This is a genomic window from Cyanobium sp. PCC 7001, from assembly GCF_000155635.1.
Classification (GTDB): domain Bacteria; phylum Cyanobacteriota; class Cyanobacteriia; order PCC-6307; family Cyanobiaceae; genus NIES-981.
Genome location: NZ_DS990556.1, coordinates 1,971,182 through 1,987,484 on the forward strand (window position 1 = coordinate 1,971,182; position 16,303 = coordinate 1,987,484).

Annotated in this window: 10 protein-coding genes and 1 pseudogene; 5 read left to right on the forward strand and 6 right to left on the reverse strand. The window is 67.9% G+C overall.

Annotation, left to right across the window (positions count from 1 at the left end; all coding sequences use genetic code 11):
• Window positions 1-69: 69 nt before the first annotated feature.
• The 3 genes and pseudogenes from CPCC7001_RS09755 to uvrA form a co-directional block, all read right to left on the reverse strand.
• On the reverse strand, window positions 70-1,257 hold the full coding sequence (locus CPCC7001_RS09755) for a phospholipase D-like domain-containing protein (protein WP_006909658.1): 1,188 nt from the start codon (window positions 1,255-1,257) through the stop codon (window positions 70-72).
• 146 nt (window positions 1,258-1,403) lie between these two features.
• Entirely contained in the window at window positions 1,404-3,350 is a 1,947-nt protein-coding gene (locus tag CPCC7001_RS15950) for a calcium-binding protein (protein WP_156796743.1), read from the reverse strand.
• Window positions 3,351-3,812: 462 nt separating this feature from the next.
• Window positions 3,813-6,792: pseudogene (uvrA, locus tag CPCC7001_RS09770) on the reverse strand (excinuclease ABC subunit UvrA).
• A 119-nt stretch (window positions 6,793-6,911) separates the two neighbouring features.
• Here uvrA and CPCC7001_RS09775 point away from each other — a divergent pair.
• Window positions 6,912-7,415, forward strand: coding sequence for a hypothetical protein (locus CPCC7001_RS09775; protein WP_006910863.1), 504 nt, complete (start codon window positions 6,912-6,914; stop codon window positions 7,413-7,415).
• Window positions 7,416-7,449: 34 nt separating this feature from the next.
• On the opposite strand, the gene CPCC7001_RS09780 is transcribed toward CPCC7001_RS09775, so the two are convergent.
• From CPCC7001_RS09780 to recN, 3 genes are all read right to left on the reverse strand, one after another.
• Complete coding sequence (locus CPCC7001_RS09780) at window positions 7,450-7,977, reverse strand: rhodanese-like domain-containing protein (RefSeq protein ID WP_006909319.1); 528 nt, start codon at window positions 7,975-7,977, stop codon at window positions 7,450-7,452.
• 9 nt (window positions 7,978-7,986) lie between these two features.
• Window positions 7,987-8,928 (reverse strand): oxidoreductase, encoded by a 942-nt coding sequence (locus CPCC7001_RS09785; RefSeq protein WP_043369899.1) that lies wholly within the window; start codon window positions 8,926-8,928, stop codon window positions 7,987-7,989.
• 130 nt (window positions 8,929-9,058) lie between these two features.
• Complete coding sequence (gene recN, locus CPCC7001_RS09790; RefSeq protein ID WP_006910817.1) at window positions 9,059-10,765, reverse strand: DNA repair protein RecN; 1,707 nt, start codon at window positions 10,763-10,765, stop codon at window positions 9,059-9,061.
• An 82-nt stretch (window positions 10,766-10,847) separates the two neighbouring features.
• Between recN and CPCC7001_RS09795 the strand changes: the two genes are divergently transcribed.
• From CPCC7001_RS09795 to dnaN, 4 genes are all read left to right on the forward strand, one after another.
• Window positions 10,848-12,923, forward strand: coding sequence for an AarF/ABC1/UbiB kinase family protein (locus CPCC7001_RS09795; protein ID WP_006909112.1), 2,076 nt, complete (start codon window positions 10,848-10,850; stop codon window positions 12,921-12,923).
• 20 nt (window positions 12,924-12,943) lie between these two features.
• Entirely contained in the window at window positions 12,944-13,564 is a 621-nt protein-coding gene (locus CPCC7001_RS09800; RefSeq protein ID WP_006910030.1) for an alpha/beta hydrolase, read from the forward strand.
• Between the two features lie 86 nt (window positions 13,565-13,650).
• Entirely contained in the window at window positions 13,651-14,709 is a 1,059-nt protein-coding gene (gene thrC, locus CPCC7001_RS09805; RefSeq protein ID WP_006909109.1) for a threonine synthase, read from the forward strand.
• Window positions 14,710-15,136: 427 nt separating this feature from the next.
• On the forward strand, window positions 15,137-16,303 hold the full coding sequence (dnaN, locus tag CPCC7001_RS09810) for a DNA polymerase III subunit beta (protein WP_043368910.1): 1,167 nt from the start codon (window positions 15,137-15,139) through the stop codon (window positions 16,301-16,303).

The window sequence follows — 16,303 nt, forward strand, 5'->3', positions numbered from 1 at the left end:
GACTAGCGTTTGCGGGTGCTCTTGGCACCAGATCTGGGGCGCCATCGCTGATGTCCGGGCTGCTGCCCGTCAACCGTGGCTTGGCATGGACGGTCCAAGACGGCGGAAATCCTTCCGGAACCGCCGGGCGAGATCCTTCACCAGCCTGGGGTCGTCCTTGATCAGCCCCATCTCCCGGTTCACCGTTGCCGAATCGGGCGAGAGGCTGATCGAGCCCACATAGGCGAGGCGGTGGTCCACCACGGCGGCACGGGCGTGCATGTAGGGCTGGGCGGCACTCTGGTCAGGCCCACTGGTGCGTACCGCAACGCCGACCGCCTGCAGGGCGGCGATCGCGGACGCATGCTGAGCGTTCTGCTCTGCGGTGAACCCGTTCACCTGCGCCGGTGTGACCAGCTGCACCCGCACCCCCCGCTTCACCGCGCCAACGAGCTGACTCTCCAGGGCAGCATTGCCCAGTTCTTCGCTGTACACGAGCAGCCGCTTCCGGGCTTGCTGATACAGGTCGGCCATCCCTGAGGCGGCATTGCGCGGGGCGATCAGCAGCTCACGGGGCTTCACCGCCGGTGTGGGGTTGAACGGTGGCGGCGGCTGACCCACCGGAGCCGAGAACGCCCAGTCGTTGGTGAACAGCCTGCGGATGGTGCGCAGAACCCTGGGATCGGTGCTGGCCAGAGCGAAATCGCGGTACTGGGCGAAGGTGGTGCTGTCGAGACAGGCAGAGCCGTACACCAGCAGCTTGGCGTCGATCAGGATCGTCTTGGGGAAGGAGCGGGGAAAGATTGGATTGCTGAGATGCAGTTCCCCTCCCGCGGCCACGAAGTCGCCAGCCAGGTTCTGCTGCTCGGCGTCCAGAGCTTCGTACTTGCCGCGATCGACAATCGCCCGCACCCGCACACCGCGATCCAGAGCCTTGCGAAGGCCGGCAAGGATGATCGGATCCTCCAGCACACAGATCTCGATCCGGATCTGTCGCTCGGCCAGGGCAAAGGCCCTGCGGTAGATCCTGCGGCCGTCGCGGGGCAGCACCTGCAGCCGCTCGAAGACGGCACCGGTGATCGGATCGCTGGAGCGGGGGCCTGCCACGCTGGGGGTTGCCCGTAATGCCCGGATCCCCTCCGCCCTGCCGTCCGGTGCGGCAGCGGCGAAGCCGGTGGGCTCCAGGGTGGAGACCGCTCGGGAGGGCAGGGCCCAGGCCGGCAGCAGCGGCCGGGGATCCGGCTCCTGCAGAAACCCCGGGGAAGAGGGCTCGAGCATGGGCAGACAGACCCTGGGCCCCCACGAGAGAAGGCCACGCTAGGCGCAGCCAGGACCGCGACCGAACTGTCGAGGTGTGCAGCGGCGGAGGCGATGGCGTTGCCAGAGCGAAGGAGCCAGCTCCGGGTGGAGCTGGCTCCGGATCCTCAGGCCACGACCATGAGGCGATCGGCCAGGCGTTCGGCGTTCACGCCCTGCAGCTGGGCCAGGAGCATGGTCTGACCACCGAAGGTGGCAAAGACATTGCTCCCCGAGAAACTCAGCATGCGCGGCTTCAGGGGTGCCATCAGCTGGAGCCTGTCGCGCTTGATCTCAAGGTCTCGAATGAGATCCCCACCGGGCTGGGCCCCGGAGACGGGGTCGAGCTCAAGCACAAACGTGTCCTTGCCGCTGCCACCGATCAGCACATCGCGACCAGAGCCACCACGCAGCCAGTCGGGACCGGCTCCACCTCTGAGAACGTCGTTGCCGTTGCCCCCATAGAGGCGATCATTGCCCTTCTTGCCGATCAGAAGGTCATCACCATCCCCTCCGAAAAGGCGGTCTTTCTTCCGCCCACCCCGGAGCACATCATTTCCGAAGGACCCAGTCATGAAATACCGGCCCTTCTTCTTGATGATCGTGACACCCTGATCCTCAGGAGCACCGCTGGCGGGGGGAGTCACAGGCACCTCGCCGCCCGGAAGCGGGGGGGCAGCCTCGTCCAGCCCGTTGATCGTGATGGTGGCTGTGGTGGGAACCGTGTTGACCCCATCGCTGACCGAATAGGCGGCCTGAATGATGCGCACGTCGCCTTGAAGCAGAGAATCAAAGACACTCGGGTTGACCGTGAGGCTGGATCCCGAGGCCTGAACCGCGTCCAAGGGGAGGGTCACAGGATTCGTGCCGTCTGTCGCCTGCAACGTCAGATTGCCAACGGTGAGGGGGTCACCCTCCGGATCCGTGGCCTGGCTGAGAAGATCCACGTTGAACGTGGGATCGTCCTCTGTTTTGACCAGCGTGATCGGCGCCACCGATGGAAACTGGTTTCCACCCACCAGGATGTCCAGGAAGGTGAGGTTGTTGGGCACATCGATGCTCGCCACACCTGTACCCGTGGCCGGGGCTCCGGACTCCGCCGCTGCGGTGGCCTCCTCCTCGGTGCTGACCTGGATATCAGCCTGATCCAGCTGGAAGTTGCCGTCCGTGGGAAAGGCCGTGGTGAGCCGGTAGGTACCAGCCTGGCTGGGCCTCCACCCACCCTGGGAGACGCCATAGACCACCTTGCCCGCCACGGTGACCTCCGCACCGAAGGTCAGCCCCTGGACAGGATCATCGATGGTCACGCCGTCGGTGATGTCAGCATCCACCCAGTAATCACCGTTCCAGGTGAAATCACCCAGTTCCGGTGTACCCACCACATGCTGGATCACCAGCTTGGCGTTCTGGGAGTACACCGAGGCCAGAGGGGATTCCTCCGTGAGCACGCGCGGATCGGGCGGTGAAAGAGGATCAATACTTCCCGCTATAGGGTAAGCATTGGCCGAAGCCCCCTGCACTTCCGTAGGACTGCTTGGGTTCGCCAGCAGCTCCATCGGGTAGGCCGTCATCTCGGCATCCAGCGCTACATCCCCAACAAAGGAGGTGGCCAGATCCTTGTAGAAGCTGATCTCCACCCGAACGGGCCTGCCCAGCGCCAGGGGCCTTGTTCCCTCCAGACTGTCGCCCCAGTCGACCGTGCTGACAAAGACATTGGTGGACAGATCCTGGTCAGCGCTGATCAATTCCGAATCAGCCTGCCAAGTGTTGCCCTGCGTCTTCTGAGCAAAGAGATAGTAACCATTGATCTGGTCATCCAGAGTAATCGTCCCATCATTGTTCAGATCGTAGGGAATGGTGAATTCAAAGGCATCGGGCAAGCCTGGCAAGGTCAGGCCCACCCCATCGGTGAAGATCACCGGAAAGGAGAGATTGTTGCCAGCAGACTCCTCTTCGCCTCCACCCATACCGCCACCTCCACCCATGCCGCCGCCACCTGCGGCTGCTTCAGCGGGGGAGAGCAGAGGATCTTCAAAAGTGATGGTTGAAACGTCAAAGCCATTGAAGAGTTTCATGATCGTCACCTGATTCAGAACGAAACCAACACGATGCAGCCCGCCTTGGCCACATCACCTCAGAGCAACCCACCGAAGGATTGCCACAGGAATCCCTGCCCCTATCCAAGGGGCTATCCAATAACTCCAACCCTGCTCAGGAGACGAGCCGGCTGATCAGTTGAACATGGATCTCAAGAGCACTGCCGACACGCAGGCAGCCTGGGAGCGAAGAGATCTGGTGAGGGTGACTTCATCAAAGCATCACCTCCTGCCCTGTTCCTACTTTTGGTCTAGCACTGCCCGGTCAAAAAGCATTTCTACTGCCGGTTCTGCGCAGCCAAAAGGAGTCGAAATTGCTCCAGAAGCCTTGCGGGATGCGCCCTCTGGCTGTATCAAGAGTTACAAAGATGGCGCAGGATTGGCGGGGATTTCGGTATGCAATTGAAATCGTCTTTCAATTGCATCAACACCCTGTACGGATCATGCGGCTGATGCCAGAGCTGGGTGCTGAGCCAGCACCTGCCTCAGGTAGCGCCCCGTGTGGCTGCTGGGGTGCTCGGCCACCTCCTCGGGGGTGCCGCACACCACGATCTCACCGCCCCGGTCACCGCCCTCGGGGCCCAGATCGATGATCCAATCGGCGCAGCGGATCACATCGAGGTTGTGCTCGATCACCAGGACCGAGTTGCCCTTGTCCACCAGCCGCTGAATCACGTCCATCAGCTTGTGCACGTCATAGAAGCTGAGGCCCGTGGTGGGCTCATCGATCAGGTAGAGCGTCTTGCCGGTGGCCCGCTTCGAGAGTTCGGTGGCCAGCTTCACCCGCTGGGCCTCGCCACCGGAGAGGGTGGGAGCGGGCTGCCCCAGTTTCACGTAGCCCAGGCCCACATCCACCAGCGTGCGCAGACGGTCGGCGGCCTGGGGGATGGCGCTGAACACCTCGGCGGCCTGCTCCACCGTCATCTCCAGCACCTCGGCAATCGTGTGGCCCTTGTAGGTCACCTGCAGGGTCTCACGGTTGTAGCGGGCGCCCTTGCACACGTCGCACTGCACATACACATCGGGCAGGAAGTTCATCTCGATCACGTTCACCCCCTGCCCGCTGCAGGCCTCGCAGCGACCGCCCTTCACGTTGAAGCTGAACTGGCCCACCTGGTAGCCACGGGCCTTGGCCTCCACCGTGGCCGCGAACACCTGGCGGATCGGATCGAAGGCGCCCGTGTAGGTGGCGGGATTGGACCGTGGCGTGCGGCCGATGGGCGACTGATCGATCACGATCACCTTGTCGATCGCCTTGATGCCCCGCAGCTCCGCCAGGCCGGTGGGGAAGGGCACCTTCAGCCCCAGCTTGTGCTCGAGGGCGGGATGGAGCAGCTCGTTCACCAGGGTGCTCTTGCCGCTGCCGCTTACCCCGGTGACGCACACCAGCCGTCCCAGGGGGACCTGCACATCGAAGCCCGCGAGGTTGTTGCGGCCGCAGCCCACCAGGGAGATCTCGCGCGAGCCGCTGCTGCGCCGCTCGGCCGGGGTGGGGATCGCCCGCCGGCCGCTCAGGTAGGCGCCGGTGAGGGAATCGGTGGCCTCCAGCAGGTTCTGCAGGGAACCCTCCGCCACGATGTGGCCGCCGTGCACCCCGGCACCGGGACCGATGTCCACCAGGTGGTCGGCGGCGCGGATCGTGTCCTCGTCGTGCTCCACCACGATCAGGGTGTTCCCCAGATCCCGGAGCTTCAGCAGGGTGGCCAGCAGGCGGTCGTTGTCGCGCTGGTGCAGGCCGATGCTCGGCTCATCCAGCACGTAGAGCACCCCGGTGAGGCCGGCGCCGATCTGGGTGGCCAGGCGGATCCGCTGGGCCTCACCACCGGAGAGGGTCATGGCCGGCCGATCCAGACTGAGGTAGTCAAGGCCCACATCCAGCAGGAACTTCAGGCGCATGCGGATCTCCCGCAGCACCAGATCGCCGATCTGGATCTGGCGGGCACTCAGCAGGGGATCGGGATCCCTCGCTCTCACCCACCCCCATCAGCTGCTCGATCCGCCGCAGGCTCTCGCCCACGCTGGTGCTGGTGAGTTCGTGGATCCGGAACGGGCCCACCCGCACCGCCAGGGCCTCGGGCTTGAGCCGCAGCCCATGGCAGCTGGCACAGGGCACCAGCTCCAGGTACTTCTCCAGCTTCTGGCGGATCGCTTCGCCACTGGCATCGCGCAGCTGGCGCTCGAGGATCGGCAGGATCCCCTCGAACGGGCGCACGTAGGTCTGGGACTTGCGGTAGCGGCTGTCGGCCTGGATCGCGATCGGCTCGGCTGAACCATGCAGCAGCACCCGCTGCTGTTCGGCGGTGAGCTGGTTCCAGGGGGTCTTGATCTCGAAGCCGAAGGCCTCCCCCACCGAATAGAGCAGGGAGAAGTAGTAGGCGTTGTCCTTTTCGGCCCAGGGGGCCACGGCCGCGTACACCGGCAGGGAGGGATCCGGAATCACCCGCTCGGGGGTGAACTTGCGCAGATGACCGATCCCGTGGCAGTCGGCGCAGGCGCCGTAGGGGCTGTTGAAGGAGAACAGGCGCGGCGAGAGCTCCTCCATCACGGCGCCGTGCACCGGGCAGGCGAAGTTCTCGGAGTAGAGGCGCTCCTGCTCCACCCCCGGCGGCAGCTCCTCACCCGCCTTGGGCACCACTTCCACCAGGGCGAGCCCATCACCGCGCTTGAGGGCGGTGCGCAGCGAATCGGTGAGCCGCTCCTGGATGCCGTCCCGGGCGATGAGGCGGTCCACCACCACATCGATGTGGTGGGCGTGGTTCTTGTCGAGCTCGATGTTGTCGGCCAGCTCGCGCACTTCGCCGTTGATGCGCACCCGAGCGAAACCCTCCGCCACCAGGCCCCCCAGCAGCTTCACGTGGGTGCCCTTCTTGCCCCGCACCACAGGTGCCAGCAACTGGTAGCGCGTGCCCTCCGGCAGGGTGAGGATCTGGTCCACCATCTCGTCGATCGACATGGGCCGGATCGAGCGGTCGCACTCGGGGCAGTGGGGTTCCCCGGCCCGGCCGAAGAGCAGGCGCAGATAGTCCTGGATCTCGGTGACCGTGCCGACGGTGGATCGGGGGTTGTGGCTGGTGGATTTCTGATCGATCGAGATCGCCGGCGACAACCCCTCGATCGCATCCACGTCGGGCTTGTCCACCTGCCCCAGGAACTGGCGGGCATAGGCCGACAGACTCTCGACGTAGCGGCGTTGACCCTCCGCGAAGATGGTGTCGAAGGCCAGGGAGCTCTTGCCGCTGCCGCTCACCCCGGTGAACACCACCAGGCGGTTGCGGGGGATGGTGAGATCGATGTCCTTGAGGTTGTGCTGGCGGGCGCCGCGCACGCGGATCACATCCTCGAGGGTTCCACCCTGCAGGGCCTGCAGCGCCGCCTTCTCGTTCAGGGTGGCGGCCGGAGCCGAACTCTTGGCGCGGGGCATGCGGCGGCCTGGAGAACGGTGGATTCTAGAAGTGAGGTCGCCTCCCCAGGGAGCAAGGCCTGCCGGGAGCGGCGGCGCTAGACCGGAGAGAACGGAGGCGGCGGGAGAGGCGGCGGGCCATGCGGTTGAGCTTCATTCCGATCCATGTGTTCCGCGAGACGCCGCAGGTCACCTTCTTCGACGCCAGCGTGCCCCGCAGCAACGGCAGCGACATCGTGGAACACAGCGGCGCGGCGGTGTCGCCGCCCGATGACGACTCCGCCCAGCCGTGCTTCGAGCAGTACTACCTGCATCGCTATCAGGTGGACCACAACCTGGTGCTGCACGGCCAGCGCACCTTCACGCTGCTCAATCCCAGCTGGCCCCAGCCCCATCACGTGGTGCATCTGGTGCGGGCGATGGGGGCCCTGGAGATCCCGCTCGGCACCTACCACCGCTCGGTGTCGGGGGAAACGGGCAGCCTGGTGCTCAACCAGGCGGAGCGCAACGAGGGCTTCAGCTACGCCACCGAGTTCGTTCCGGTGAGCCTGCGCGACCGGCCCGATCTGCAGGCTGCCCGGCAGACGCCGCCGTGGGTGTGGTGCTGGCGCCACGGCCACATCTGCCGGCAGCAGGAGTGCTGAGCCGAGGAGCCAGGGCCCCGGCCGGCCGGCCGGCCTAGTCGACCACCGCCTCGTAGCCCTCGGGCAGCAGATTCCAAGCGGGGCTGTAGACGTGCACGCGACGGGTGGGTCGCCCCTGGTGTTCCAGCGGCAGGCCGGCATGGGCCCAGGCGAGCAGGCTTCCCGCCAGGTTGCGGGTGCGGAATCCCTCCTGGATCAACTGGCGGCTGTAGAGCCCGCTGCGCAGACCGATGGTGCAGTACGGCACAACCAGGCTGGAGCGGTAGCGCTGCTTGCGCCGCTCGAACGCCTCCACACTGATCGCTCCGGGCAGCATGGACACCGCCTGTTCCCGCGGCTCACGCACATCCACCAGCACGAGGGGCTGGCCCTCCCTGCGGGCCCGCTGCAGGTCGTCCACCCCGAGATCGGGCACCTCGGCGAACTGACGCGCACGGAAGGCCCCATAGCGCTGCTCCACTGCCCGAGCCCGCTGGGCATCCGATGCCGGAGCGGTTCCCACCAGACCCGCGCAGCCCCCGAGCAGCAGCGCCAGAGCGGTGACGAGGAGGGATACGGGCATGGGCGTCGATCAGACCGGCAGCGGGACGCTGGACTTCAGCACGGAACCGCAGAGCTCCACACTGCGCTGCCAGAGGCGCTGCCGCTGCTCCGGATCGCGGGCAGCGGGTGCCACCGGCACAGCCTTCGGCCAGCCCCGCATGCCGCCCCACTGGTCCGGGCCGTAGTGGCCAGCGGGGGTCGCGTCCGGTGCCGTGGCGGCAAAGAGCTGGGGCAGGGCGCCCATCGCGGCGCTCTGGAACAGGGGGCCCATCAACCGGTAGGCGAGGGGCTCGAACCAGGAACCGCTGGCCGCCACCGAGGCGGGCTGCAGGTTGGTGCGGGCCACGCCCGGATGGGCCGCCAGGGAGAGCACGCTGGCCTGCTCGGCATCCAGCCGCTGCTGCAGCTCGATGGCGAACATGACGTTGGCCAGCTTGCTCTGGCCATAGGCCTGCCAGCGGTCGTAACGGCGCTCTCCCTGCAGGTCGTCGAAGGCGATGCGGCCGAAGTACTGGGCGCCGGAGGTCACGGTGACCACCCGGGCTCCCGGACGGGAGCGCAGCAGCGGCAGCAGGGCCTGGGTGAGGGCGAAATGGCCGAGATGGTTGATGCCGAACTGCAACTCGAAGCCATCGCGGGTGAGGGCGCGGGGGAGGCCCATCACCCCGGCGTTGTTCACCAGCAGGTCGAGGCGGCCGTAGCGCTCCTCCACCGCGCCGGCGGCTCTCGCCACGGCCGCCAGGTCGGCGAGGTCGAGGTCGAGCAGATCCACCGCCCCACCGGCGGCCACGCTGGGGAGCAGGGCCTGGCGGGCCTGTTCGGCCCTGGTCCTGGACCGGCAGCCGAGCAGCACGGTGGCCCCCTTGCCCACCAGGGCCCGGGCGGTCTCGAAACCGAGTCCACTGCTGGCCCCGGTCACCAGGGCAAGACGCCCCGACTGGTCAGGGATGTCGGCGGCGTTCCAGGGCATGGGAGCCACGGCTGGAGCCATGAATGTAAAGAACTTCTACGGTGATGTGGCGGTGGCGGGCCGATGTGGAGCCGGCAGGCCGGGGTTGCATCCCAAGGCCCCCGAGCAGCTCGGGGAAGCGGCGCTCGCCTCAGCCGGACTCGGCCGCCCGCTGCTCCAGCAGGCTGGCCGCGTAGCTGCGGGCCTGGCCGTGGTCGCCGCCGGCCAGCTCCGCCAGTTCGGCCTGGCGCTCGCGAGTGTCCCGCAGGTGGGACACCCGCGTGTGGGTCAAGCCCGCCACCACCTGCTTGGACACCTGGAAATGGTGGTCGGCCGCGGCGGCCACCAGGGGCTGGTGGGTCACGCAGAACACCTGGCGCTGGGCAGCGAGGCGCCGCAGCAGGGAGGCCATCGCGCCACTCACCCGCCCACTCACCCCAGCATCGATCTCGTCGAACAGCAGGGTCACGTGGGGGTCGGCCGCGGCCAGGCAGGTCTTCAGGGCCAGCAGAAAGCGGCTCATCTCCCCGCCTGACGCCACCTCGGCCAGCGGAGCCAGGGGCTGGCCGGGGTTGGCCGAGAACAGGAACTGCACGGCATCAGCCCCCTCCTCCCCAGGGTCCGCCGGGCTCACCTGCACCTGGAAGCGCACGTTGGCCAGCCCCATCGGGCGCAGGGCCTCCACCATCTGGGCATCGAGGCGGCCGGCGGCCTCGCGGCGCAGGGCCGAGAGGGCCGCATTCGCCCCATCCCGCTGCTGCCGTGCCGCGGACTCCGCCTGCTCCAGCGCCTGCAGTGAAGCCTCGAGGCCACCGGGGGCAAGCTGGCCGCGCAGCTGATCCCGCAGGGCGATCAGCTCGCCCAGGTCGCGGCCATGGCGACGCTCCAGCAGCCGGAGCTGCTGCATCCGCACCTGCAGGTCCGCCAGCGACTCGGGGTCGCTGTCGAGGCTGGCGCCATAGCGGTCGAGGTCGCGCGCCAGCTCCTGAACCAGCACCAGCACCTCGGCGGCCCGGCCATGCAGGGTGTCCAGAGAGCCATCGCAATGGCGCATGGCCTGCCACTCGGGCTCGCAGGCCGCCAGATGATCGAGCACCGACGGGGCCCCCTCGGCCCCTTCCACCAGCCGGCCGAGCAGCACGGTCACGCCCTCCTGCAACCGCACGCCGTGGGCCAGCCGGTCCTGCTCCTGCTGCAGCCGCCCAAGTTCCTGGGGGTCTTCGAGGCCGGCGGCCTCCAGCTCCACCAGGCACTGCTCCTGCTCGGCCCGCCGCTGCCGGGCCTCGTGCCACGCCGCCCGGGCCTCCTGCAGGGCGGCGGCGGCCCGCTTCCAGGCGCCCCAGGCGCTGGCCGCAACGGCCAGGGCCTGCTGCAGGTCTGCCCCGCCGAAGCGATCCAGCCAGCGGCGCTGCTGGCCGGCGCGGGCCAGGTGCTGGGTCTGGCCCTGCACGGTGAGGTCCAGCAGCAGGGGGCGCAGCTCGAGAAGCTGGCTGCGGTTGATGCTGATCCCGTTGAGTCGATGGCGGCTGGAGAGCCGCCCCTCGTTCAGCCGCCAGTCCCGGGCGAGCACCAGGGCGTCCTCCTCCAGCACAGCGTCCTCGAGCTGCTGGTCAGTCAGCCAGCGCTCGAGCGGCGGTGAGAGCGTGAAGCTGGCCTCGATGCGGCCGCCGCTGGCGCCCTGGCGCAGCAGGCGGGTACCAGCGCTGCCGGGGGCACCCCCCAGCAGGGCATCGAGGGCGTCGAGGAGGATCGATTTGCCTGCGCCGGTTTCGCCGGTGAGCACGGTGAAGCCCGAGCTGAAGCCGAGCTCCAGGCGCTCGATCAGGGCGATGTTCTCGAGGCGCAGGGCCGTGAGCACGCAGCCTCCGGCGGTCGCGCAGACCGTAGCGGCTGTCTGTTTGCTTTAGAAGGGGTGTCCCGCCTGCGGCGATCGGCGAGCCATGGTGAGCAGTCCGTCTGAATCAGCTTCCAGCACGGCGCTCGAGCAGGCCACGGCCGCCATGCGCCAGGCCGTGCAGGGCGAGGCCGCTGGTGCCCAGCCCCTCGAGGCCGGCAGCCCGGACCCAATCACCAGCCACCCGGCCGCAGCGGCTCCCCCCTCGCAGCCGCCGCCGGGGCATTCCAACCGCGACGAACTCAGCGACTTCATCGAAGCCTCCGGACTGCTCGCCTACGACCCGCTGGCGATCCGGCGCATCTATGCCGGCCATCCGCAGCGGCTGATCCGCCGCCTCTGGCAGACCCTGATGCCGATCAGCCTCTACCTGACCGGGGTCGGATTCGACTGGCTGCTGGGGCAGCTCAGCACCCCCGCGCGGGCCCGGGCCCGCGCCCGCGAGGCCGCCGAACTGATCGCCTCCCTGGGGCCGGCCTTCATCAAGGCGGGACAGGCCCTCTCCACCCGGCCCGACATCGTGCCGCCCCTGTTGCTGGAGGAGCTCGCCCAGCTGCAGGACCAGCTGCCCGGCTTCGATCCGGCCCTGGCGATGGCCTGCATCGAGGAGGACCTGGGGGCACCGGTGGAGGCGATCTTCGCCGAGCTCGAGCGGAAGCCGATCTCGGCGGCCTCCCTCGGGCAGGTGCACCGCGGCAGGCTCCTCAGCGGCGAGCCCGTGGCCGTGAAGGTGCAGCGCCCGGGCCTGCGGGAGCAGATCACCCTGGATCTGTACATCGTGCGGAACATCGCCGGCTGGATCAATCGCAACGTGGGGCTGATCCGCAGCGATCTGGTGGCCCTGATCGATGAGCTGGGCCAGCGGGTGTTCGAGGAGATGGATTACTTCAACGAGGCGAGCAATGCCGAGCGCTTCGCCGCCCTGCACCGGCACAATCCCCGCATCGCCGTGCCCCGCATCCACCACCAGGCCACCAGCCGCCGGGTGCTCACCATGGAGTGGATGGATGGGGTGAAGCTCACCAACCTGGATGCGGTGCGGGCCATCGGCATCGACCCCGACGACATGGTGGAGGTGGGGGTCAACTGCAGCCTGCAGCAGCTGCTGGAGCACGGCTTCTTCCATGCCGATCCCCACCCCGGCAACCTGCTGGCCCTGCCGGATGGCCGCCTCGCCTATCTGGACTTCGGGATGATGAGCGCGGTGAGCCGCGAGGCCCGCACCGGCCTGATCCAGGCGGTGGTGCACCTGGTGAACCGCAACTTCTCGCGCCTCTCCCAGGACTTCGTGAGTCTGGGGTTCCTGGCGGAGGATGTGGATCTCGAGCCGATCGTTCCGGCCTTCGAGAGCGTGTTCGGCCAGGCCCTGGAGATGGGCGTGAGCCGGATGGACTTCAAGGCCGTCACCGACGATCTCTCCGGGGTGATGTACCGGTTCCCCTTCCAGGTGCCGCCCTACTACGCCCTGATCATCCGCTCGCTGGTGACCCTCGAGGGGATCGCCCTGAGCGTGGACCCGGATTTCAAGATCCTCGGGGCGGCCTATCCCTACTTCGCCCGGCGCCTGATGGAGGATCCCGATCCGAGCCTGCGGGAGAGCCTCAGGGAGATGCTCTTCGATGGTGAGGTGTTCCGCTGGCAGCGGCTCGACAACCTGATCGCCAGCGCCTCCCAGGGGGCGGATCTGGATCTCGAGAGCCTGCTGGACCAGGTGCTCGATTTCCTCTTCTCCCCCAACGGCGGCATGCTGCGCCACCAGCTGGTGGATGCGTTGGTCCAGAAGCTGGATGGGCTGGCCTGGGAAACCACCCTGCGGCTCGGCAAGCGCCTGCCCGAACGGCTGCAGCCGCCGGGTCTGCGTCAGCGCTCGTTGCTGCGCAGCAGCGAACCCCTGCTCGACCTCGCCCCGCTCCAGCAGCTGGTGGCGATCCTGCAGGCGCTGCCGGGCTTCGAGCCCCAGCTGCTGATCAGCCGGTTGCCGCGGGTGCTGGGGGAACCGGAGCTGCGGCGCATGGGCCTCGACCTGGCCAAGGGCCTGGCCGAACGGGGGGTGGTGCGGCTGCTGCGGGACGTGATCACACCACCGGGGGCACTCCCCCAAACCGCTGTGGTCACGGGCTGAAATCCCCCTAGGGTGGGCCGATGCCATCACGCTCACTCCGCAACCAGCTGCTGGCGGCCCTGATGGGGCTCGGCCTCAGCCTTGGATCCCCTGCCGCCTTCGCAGCCGAGAACCTGGTGTTCGTGAGCGGCGCATTCCGCCGCTCCATCCCGGTTGCCGATCTGGAGCATCTGGCCACCACCGGCGAAGCCCGGGGCCTGCTCTCCGACGTGCTCCGCATCAGCAATCAGGACCCGCAGACGGTGTCCTCGCTGTTGAACCAGTCGATCGCCCTGCCCATCACGCTGGTGAGCCGGCTGCTCAACACGCGCATCGGTGAGGCGCTGCTGCAGCGTCTGGCCCAGGTGGTGTACCCGCTGAAGGCTCAGAACCAGGGGATTCCAGCCCTGCGCTCGGCCCTGGTGATGGGCCTGGTCGATGGCGACGGATCCCTCTCGGCGATCAGTTTCCTCCAGGCCTACCCCACCCAGGAACTGGAGGTGAACATCCCGGCCCTGCTGGCCGTGATGCAGAAGGCCAGCTCGATCAGCGAACTCGTGCGCTTCTTCTCGGAGTCGCCCCTCGATGGCCTGCGGGGCAACAACGGTGAGGAGGCGGCCCAGCCCCCCTCCGGCGACCCGCCGCCGACTGCAGAGCCGTAGATTCGTTCCAGCCACTCCCTTCCCCCTTGCCCCTGCTCCAATCCCTGCGACGCCTGGGCTTGGGGCCTGGCTCCGGTGGTCCTGTGATGCAGGACTGGCCGGGCCTGATCGAGGCCTACCGCGCCTGGCTGCCGGTGACCGGCCGCACCCCGGTGATCACCCTGCGGGAGGGAGCGACGCCCCTGATTCCGAGCCCCGCCATCGCCGAGCGGATCGGCAACGGCGTGAAGGTGTTCCTCAAGTACGACGGCCTCAACCCCACCGGCTCCTTCAAGGACCGTGGCATGACCATGGCCATCTCCAAAGCCCGGGAAGCGGGCTCGGAGGCCGTGATCTGCGCCAGCACCGGCAACACCTCGGCCGCGGCCGCGGCCTACGCCCGGCGGGGCGGCATGCGGGCCTTCGTGCTGATTCCCGATGGCTATGTGGCCCAGGGCAAGCTGGCCCAGGCCCTGCTCTACGGCGCCGAGGTGATCGCCATCCAGGGCAATTTCGATCGGGCGCTGGCGATCGTGCAGGAGGTGGCGAACCAGTACCCCGTCACCCTGGTGAACTCGGTCAACCCGTACCGCCTGCAGGGCCAGAAGACCGCGGCCTTCGAGGTGGTGGATGCCCTCGGAGAGGCCCCCGACTGGCTCTGCATCCCGGTCGGCAACGCCGGCAACATCACGGCGTACTGGATGGGCTTCAAGGAATACCGCAATGCCGGCCGCAGCTCCCGGCTGCCGCGCATGCTGGGCTTCCAGGCCGCCGGCTCGGCCCCCCTGGTGCTCGGCCACACGGTGGAGCAACCCGACACCATCGCCACCGCGATCCGCATCGGCAACCCCGTGAACCGCGACAACGCCCTGAAGGTGGAGGCGGAGAGCGCGGGCGGGTTCATGGCCGTCACCGACGCGGAGATCATCGAGGCCTACAAGCTTCTGGGCAGTGAGGAAGGCGTGTTCTGCGAACCGGCCAGTGCCGCCTCGGTGGCCGGACTGCTCAAGCGCCGGGCCGAGGTGCCGGCAGGGTCCACGGTGGTGTGCGTGCTGACCGGCAACGGGCTCAAGGACCCGGCCACGGCCATCGAACACAATGACGCCCGCTTCCACACCGGCCTGGAGGCAGACACGGCCAAGGTGGCGGCCGTGATGGGCTTCTGAGCGAGAGGCCGCAGCGGCGACCGCCAGGGAGCATGCCGGGAGGCCGGTGCCAATCGCCCAACCGTCTGCCGGAAAGCTCCGCAAAACCCCGGCTGGGGCGGTGGGAAGCATGGGCACAACCTGCCTGGCATCGCACCGATCCGTTTCCCCAGGCTCGGGAAACGGAGGAAAACGGCATGCTCTCCCCATCGGTGTGCCGCACCTCCCCAGGCTGCCGCAGGCCCGATACCCCGAGAAACGGGGCTCTTCAGACGCTTTCCGCACTTTCCTCAGGCTCTACGACTACCGGATTCTTTCTTCTTCTGATCATCTAGATCTCTGGCAGAAGACGGGCTCTCACAGGCGGATGACCGCCGTTGCGGATTGCGCCGGGCTGTGGAAGCGTGGAGGCCCTGAAAATCCGTTCGTTCCGACGGCACCGCTCCCCATGAAGCTGGTCTGCTCTCAGACAGAACTCAGCGCCAGCCTCCAACTGGTCAGCCGCGCGGTGGCGTCACGCCCCACCCACCCGGTGCTGGCCAACGTGCTGCTCACGGCCGACGCCGGCACCGGCCGGCTCAGCCTCACCGGATTCGACCTCAGCCTCGGGATTCAGACGAGTCTGCCCGCCAGCGTGGAGGCCAGCGGGGCCATCACCCTGCCGGCCCGGTTGTTCGGTGAGATCGTGTCGCGCCTCTCGGCCGAAGGACCGATCACGATCCAGAGCCCCGACGGCGGTGAGCAGGTGGATCTCATCAGCCTCTCCGGCAACTACCAGATGCGGGGCATGCCGGCCGAGGATTTCCCCGACCTCCCTCTGGTGCAGAGCGGCCAGCCGATCCGGCTGGATGCCGACGCGCTGGTGAAGGGGTTGCGGGCCACCCTGTTCGCCAGCAGCGGCGACGAGGCCAAGCAGCTGCTCACCGGTGTGCACCTGCGGCTGGATGCCGGGGCCCTGGAGTGCGCGGCCACCGATGGCCATCGGCTCGCCGTGCTCAAGCTCGCCCACGGCGAGGCTCCTGCCGAAACCAGCGACGACGCGGCCGATCAGGCCGACGGTGACCCCTTCGCCGTGACGGTGCCCGCCCGCTCGCTGCGGGAACTCGAACGCCTCCTCTCCAGCAGACAGTCCGAGGAGCCGCTCAGCCTGTTCTGCGAGCGGGGCCAGGTGGTGTTCCTCTGGTCGGACCAGGTGCTCACCAGCCGCAGCCTCGATGGCACCTACCCCAACTATCCCCAGCTCATCCCCGACAGCTTCGTCCGCAGCATCTCCTCCGACCGCCGCGCCCTGATCGCCGCCCTGGAGCGGGTGGCGGTGCTGGCGGACCAGCACAACAACGTGGTGAAGCTCACGGCGGATCCGGCCAGCGGCACCCTCCAGGTGCAGGCCGATGCCCAGGATGTGGGGCGGGGTTCGGAGTCGGTGCCCGCCGTGATCGAGGGGGAGTCCCTGCAGATCGCCTTCAACGTGCGTTATCTGCTTGATGGCCTCAAGGCCATGGCTTCCGAGCAGGTGGTGCTGCACTGCAATGCCCCCACCACGCCGGCCGTGCTGCGTCCCGGCGATGCCTCCGGCTTCACCTACCTGGTGATGCCGGTGCAGATCCGCGGCTGA

Excerpts from the sequence above, each read along its gene's own strand:
- CPCC7001_RS09755 (WP_006909658.1), bottom strand. The coding sequence starts at position 1,257 with ATGCTCGAGCCCTCTTCCCCGGGGTTTCTGCAGGAGCCGGATCCCCGG.
- CPCC7001_RS15950 (WP_156796743.1), bottom strand. The coding sequence starts at position 3,350 with ATGAAACTCTTCAATGGCTTTGACGTTTCAACCATCACTTTTGAAGAT.
- CPCC7001_RS09775 (WP_006910863.1), top strand. The coding sequence starts at position 6,912 with ATGCGGTTGAGCTTCATTCCGATCCATGTGTTCCGCGAGACGCCGCAG.
- CPCC7001_RS09780 (WP_006909319.1), bottom strand. The coding sequence starts at position 7,977 with ATGCCCGTATCCCTCCTCGTCACCGCTCTGGCGCTGCTGCTCGGGGGC.
- CPCC7001_RS09785 (WP_043369899.1), bottom strand. The coding sequence starts at position 8,928 with ATGCCCTGGAACGCCGCCGACATCCCTGACCAGTCGGGGCGTCTTGCC.
- CPCC7001_RS09795 (WP_006909112.1), top strand. The coding sequence starts at position 10,848 with ATGGTGAGCAGTCCGTCTGAATCAGCTTCCAGCACGGCGCTCGAGCAG.
- CPCC7001_RS09800 (WP_006910030.1), top strand. The coding sequence starts at position 12,944 with ATGCCATCACGCTCACTCCGCAACCAGCTGCTGGCGGCCCTGATGGGG.
- thrC (WP_006909109.1), top strand. The coding sequence starts at position 13,651 with ATGCAGGACTGGCCGGGCCTGATCGAGGCCTACCGCGCCTGGCTGCCG.
- dnaN (WP_043368910.1), top strand. The coding sequence starts at position 15,137 with ATGAAGCTGGTCTGCTCTCAGACAGAACTCAGCGCCAGCCTCCAACTG.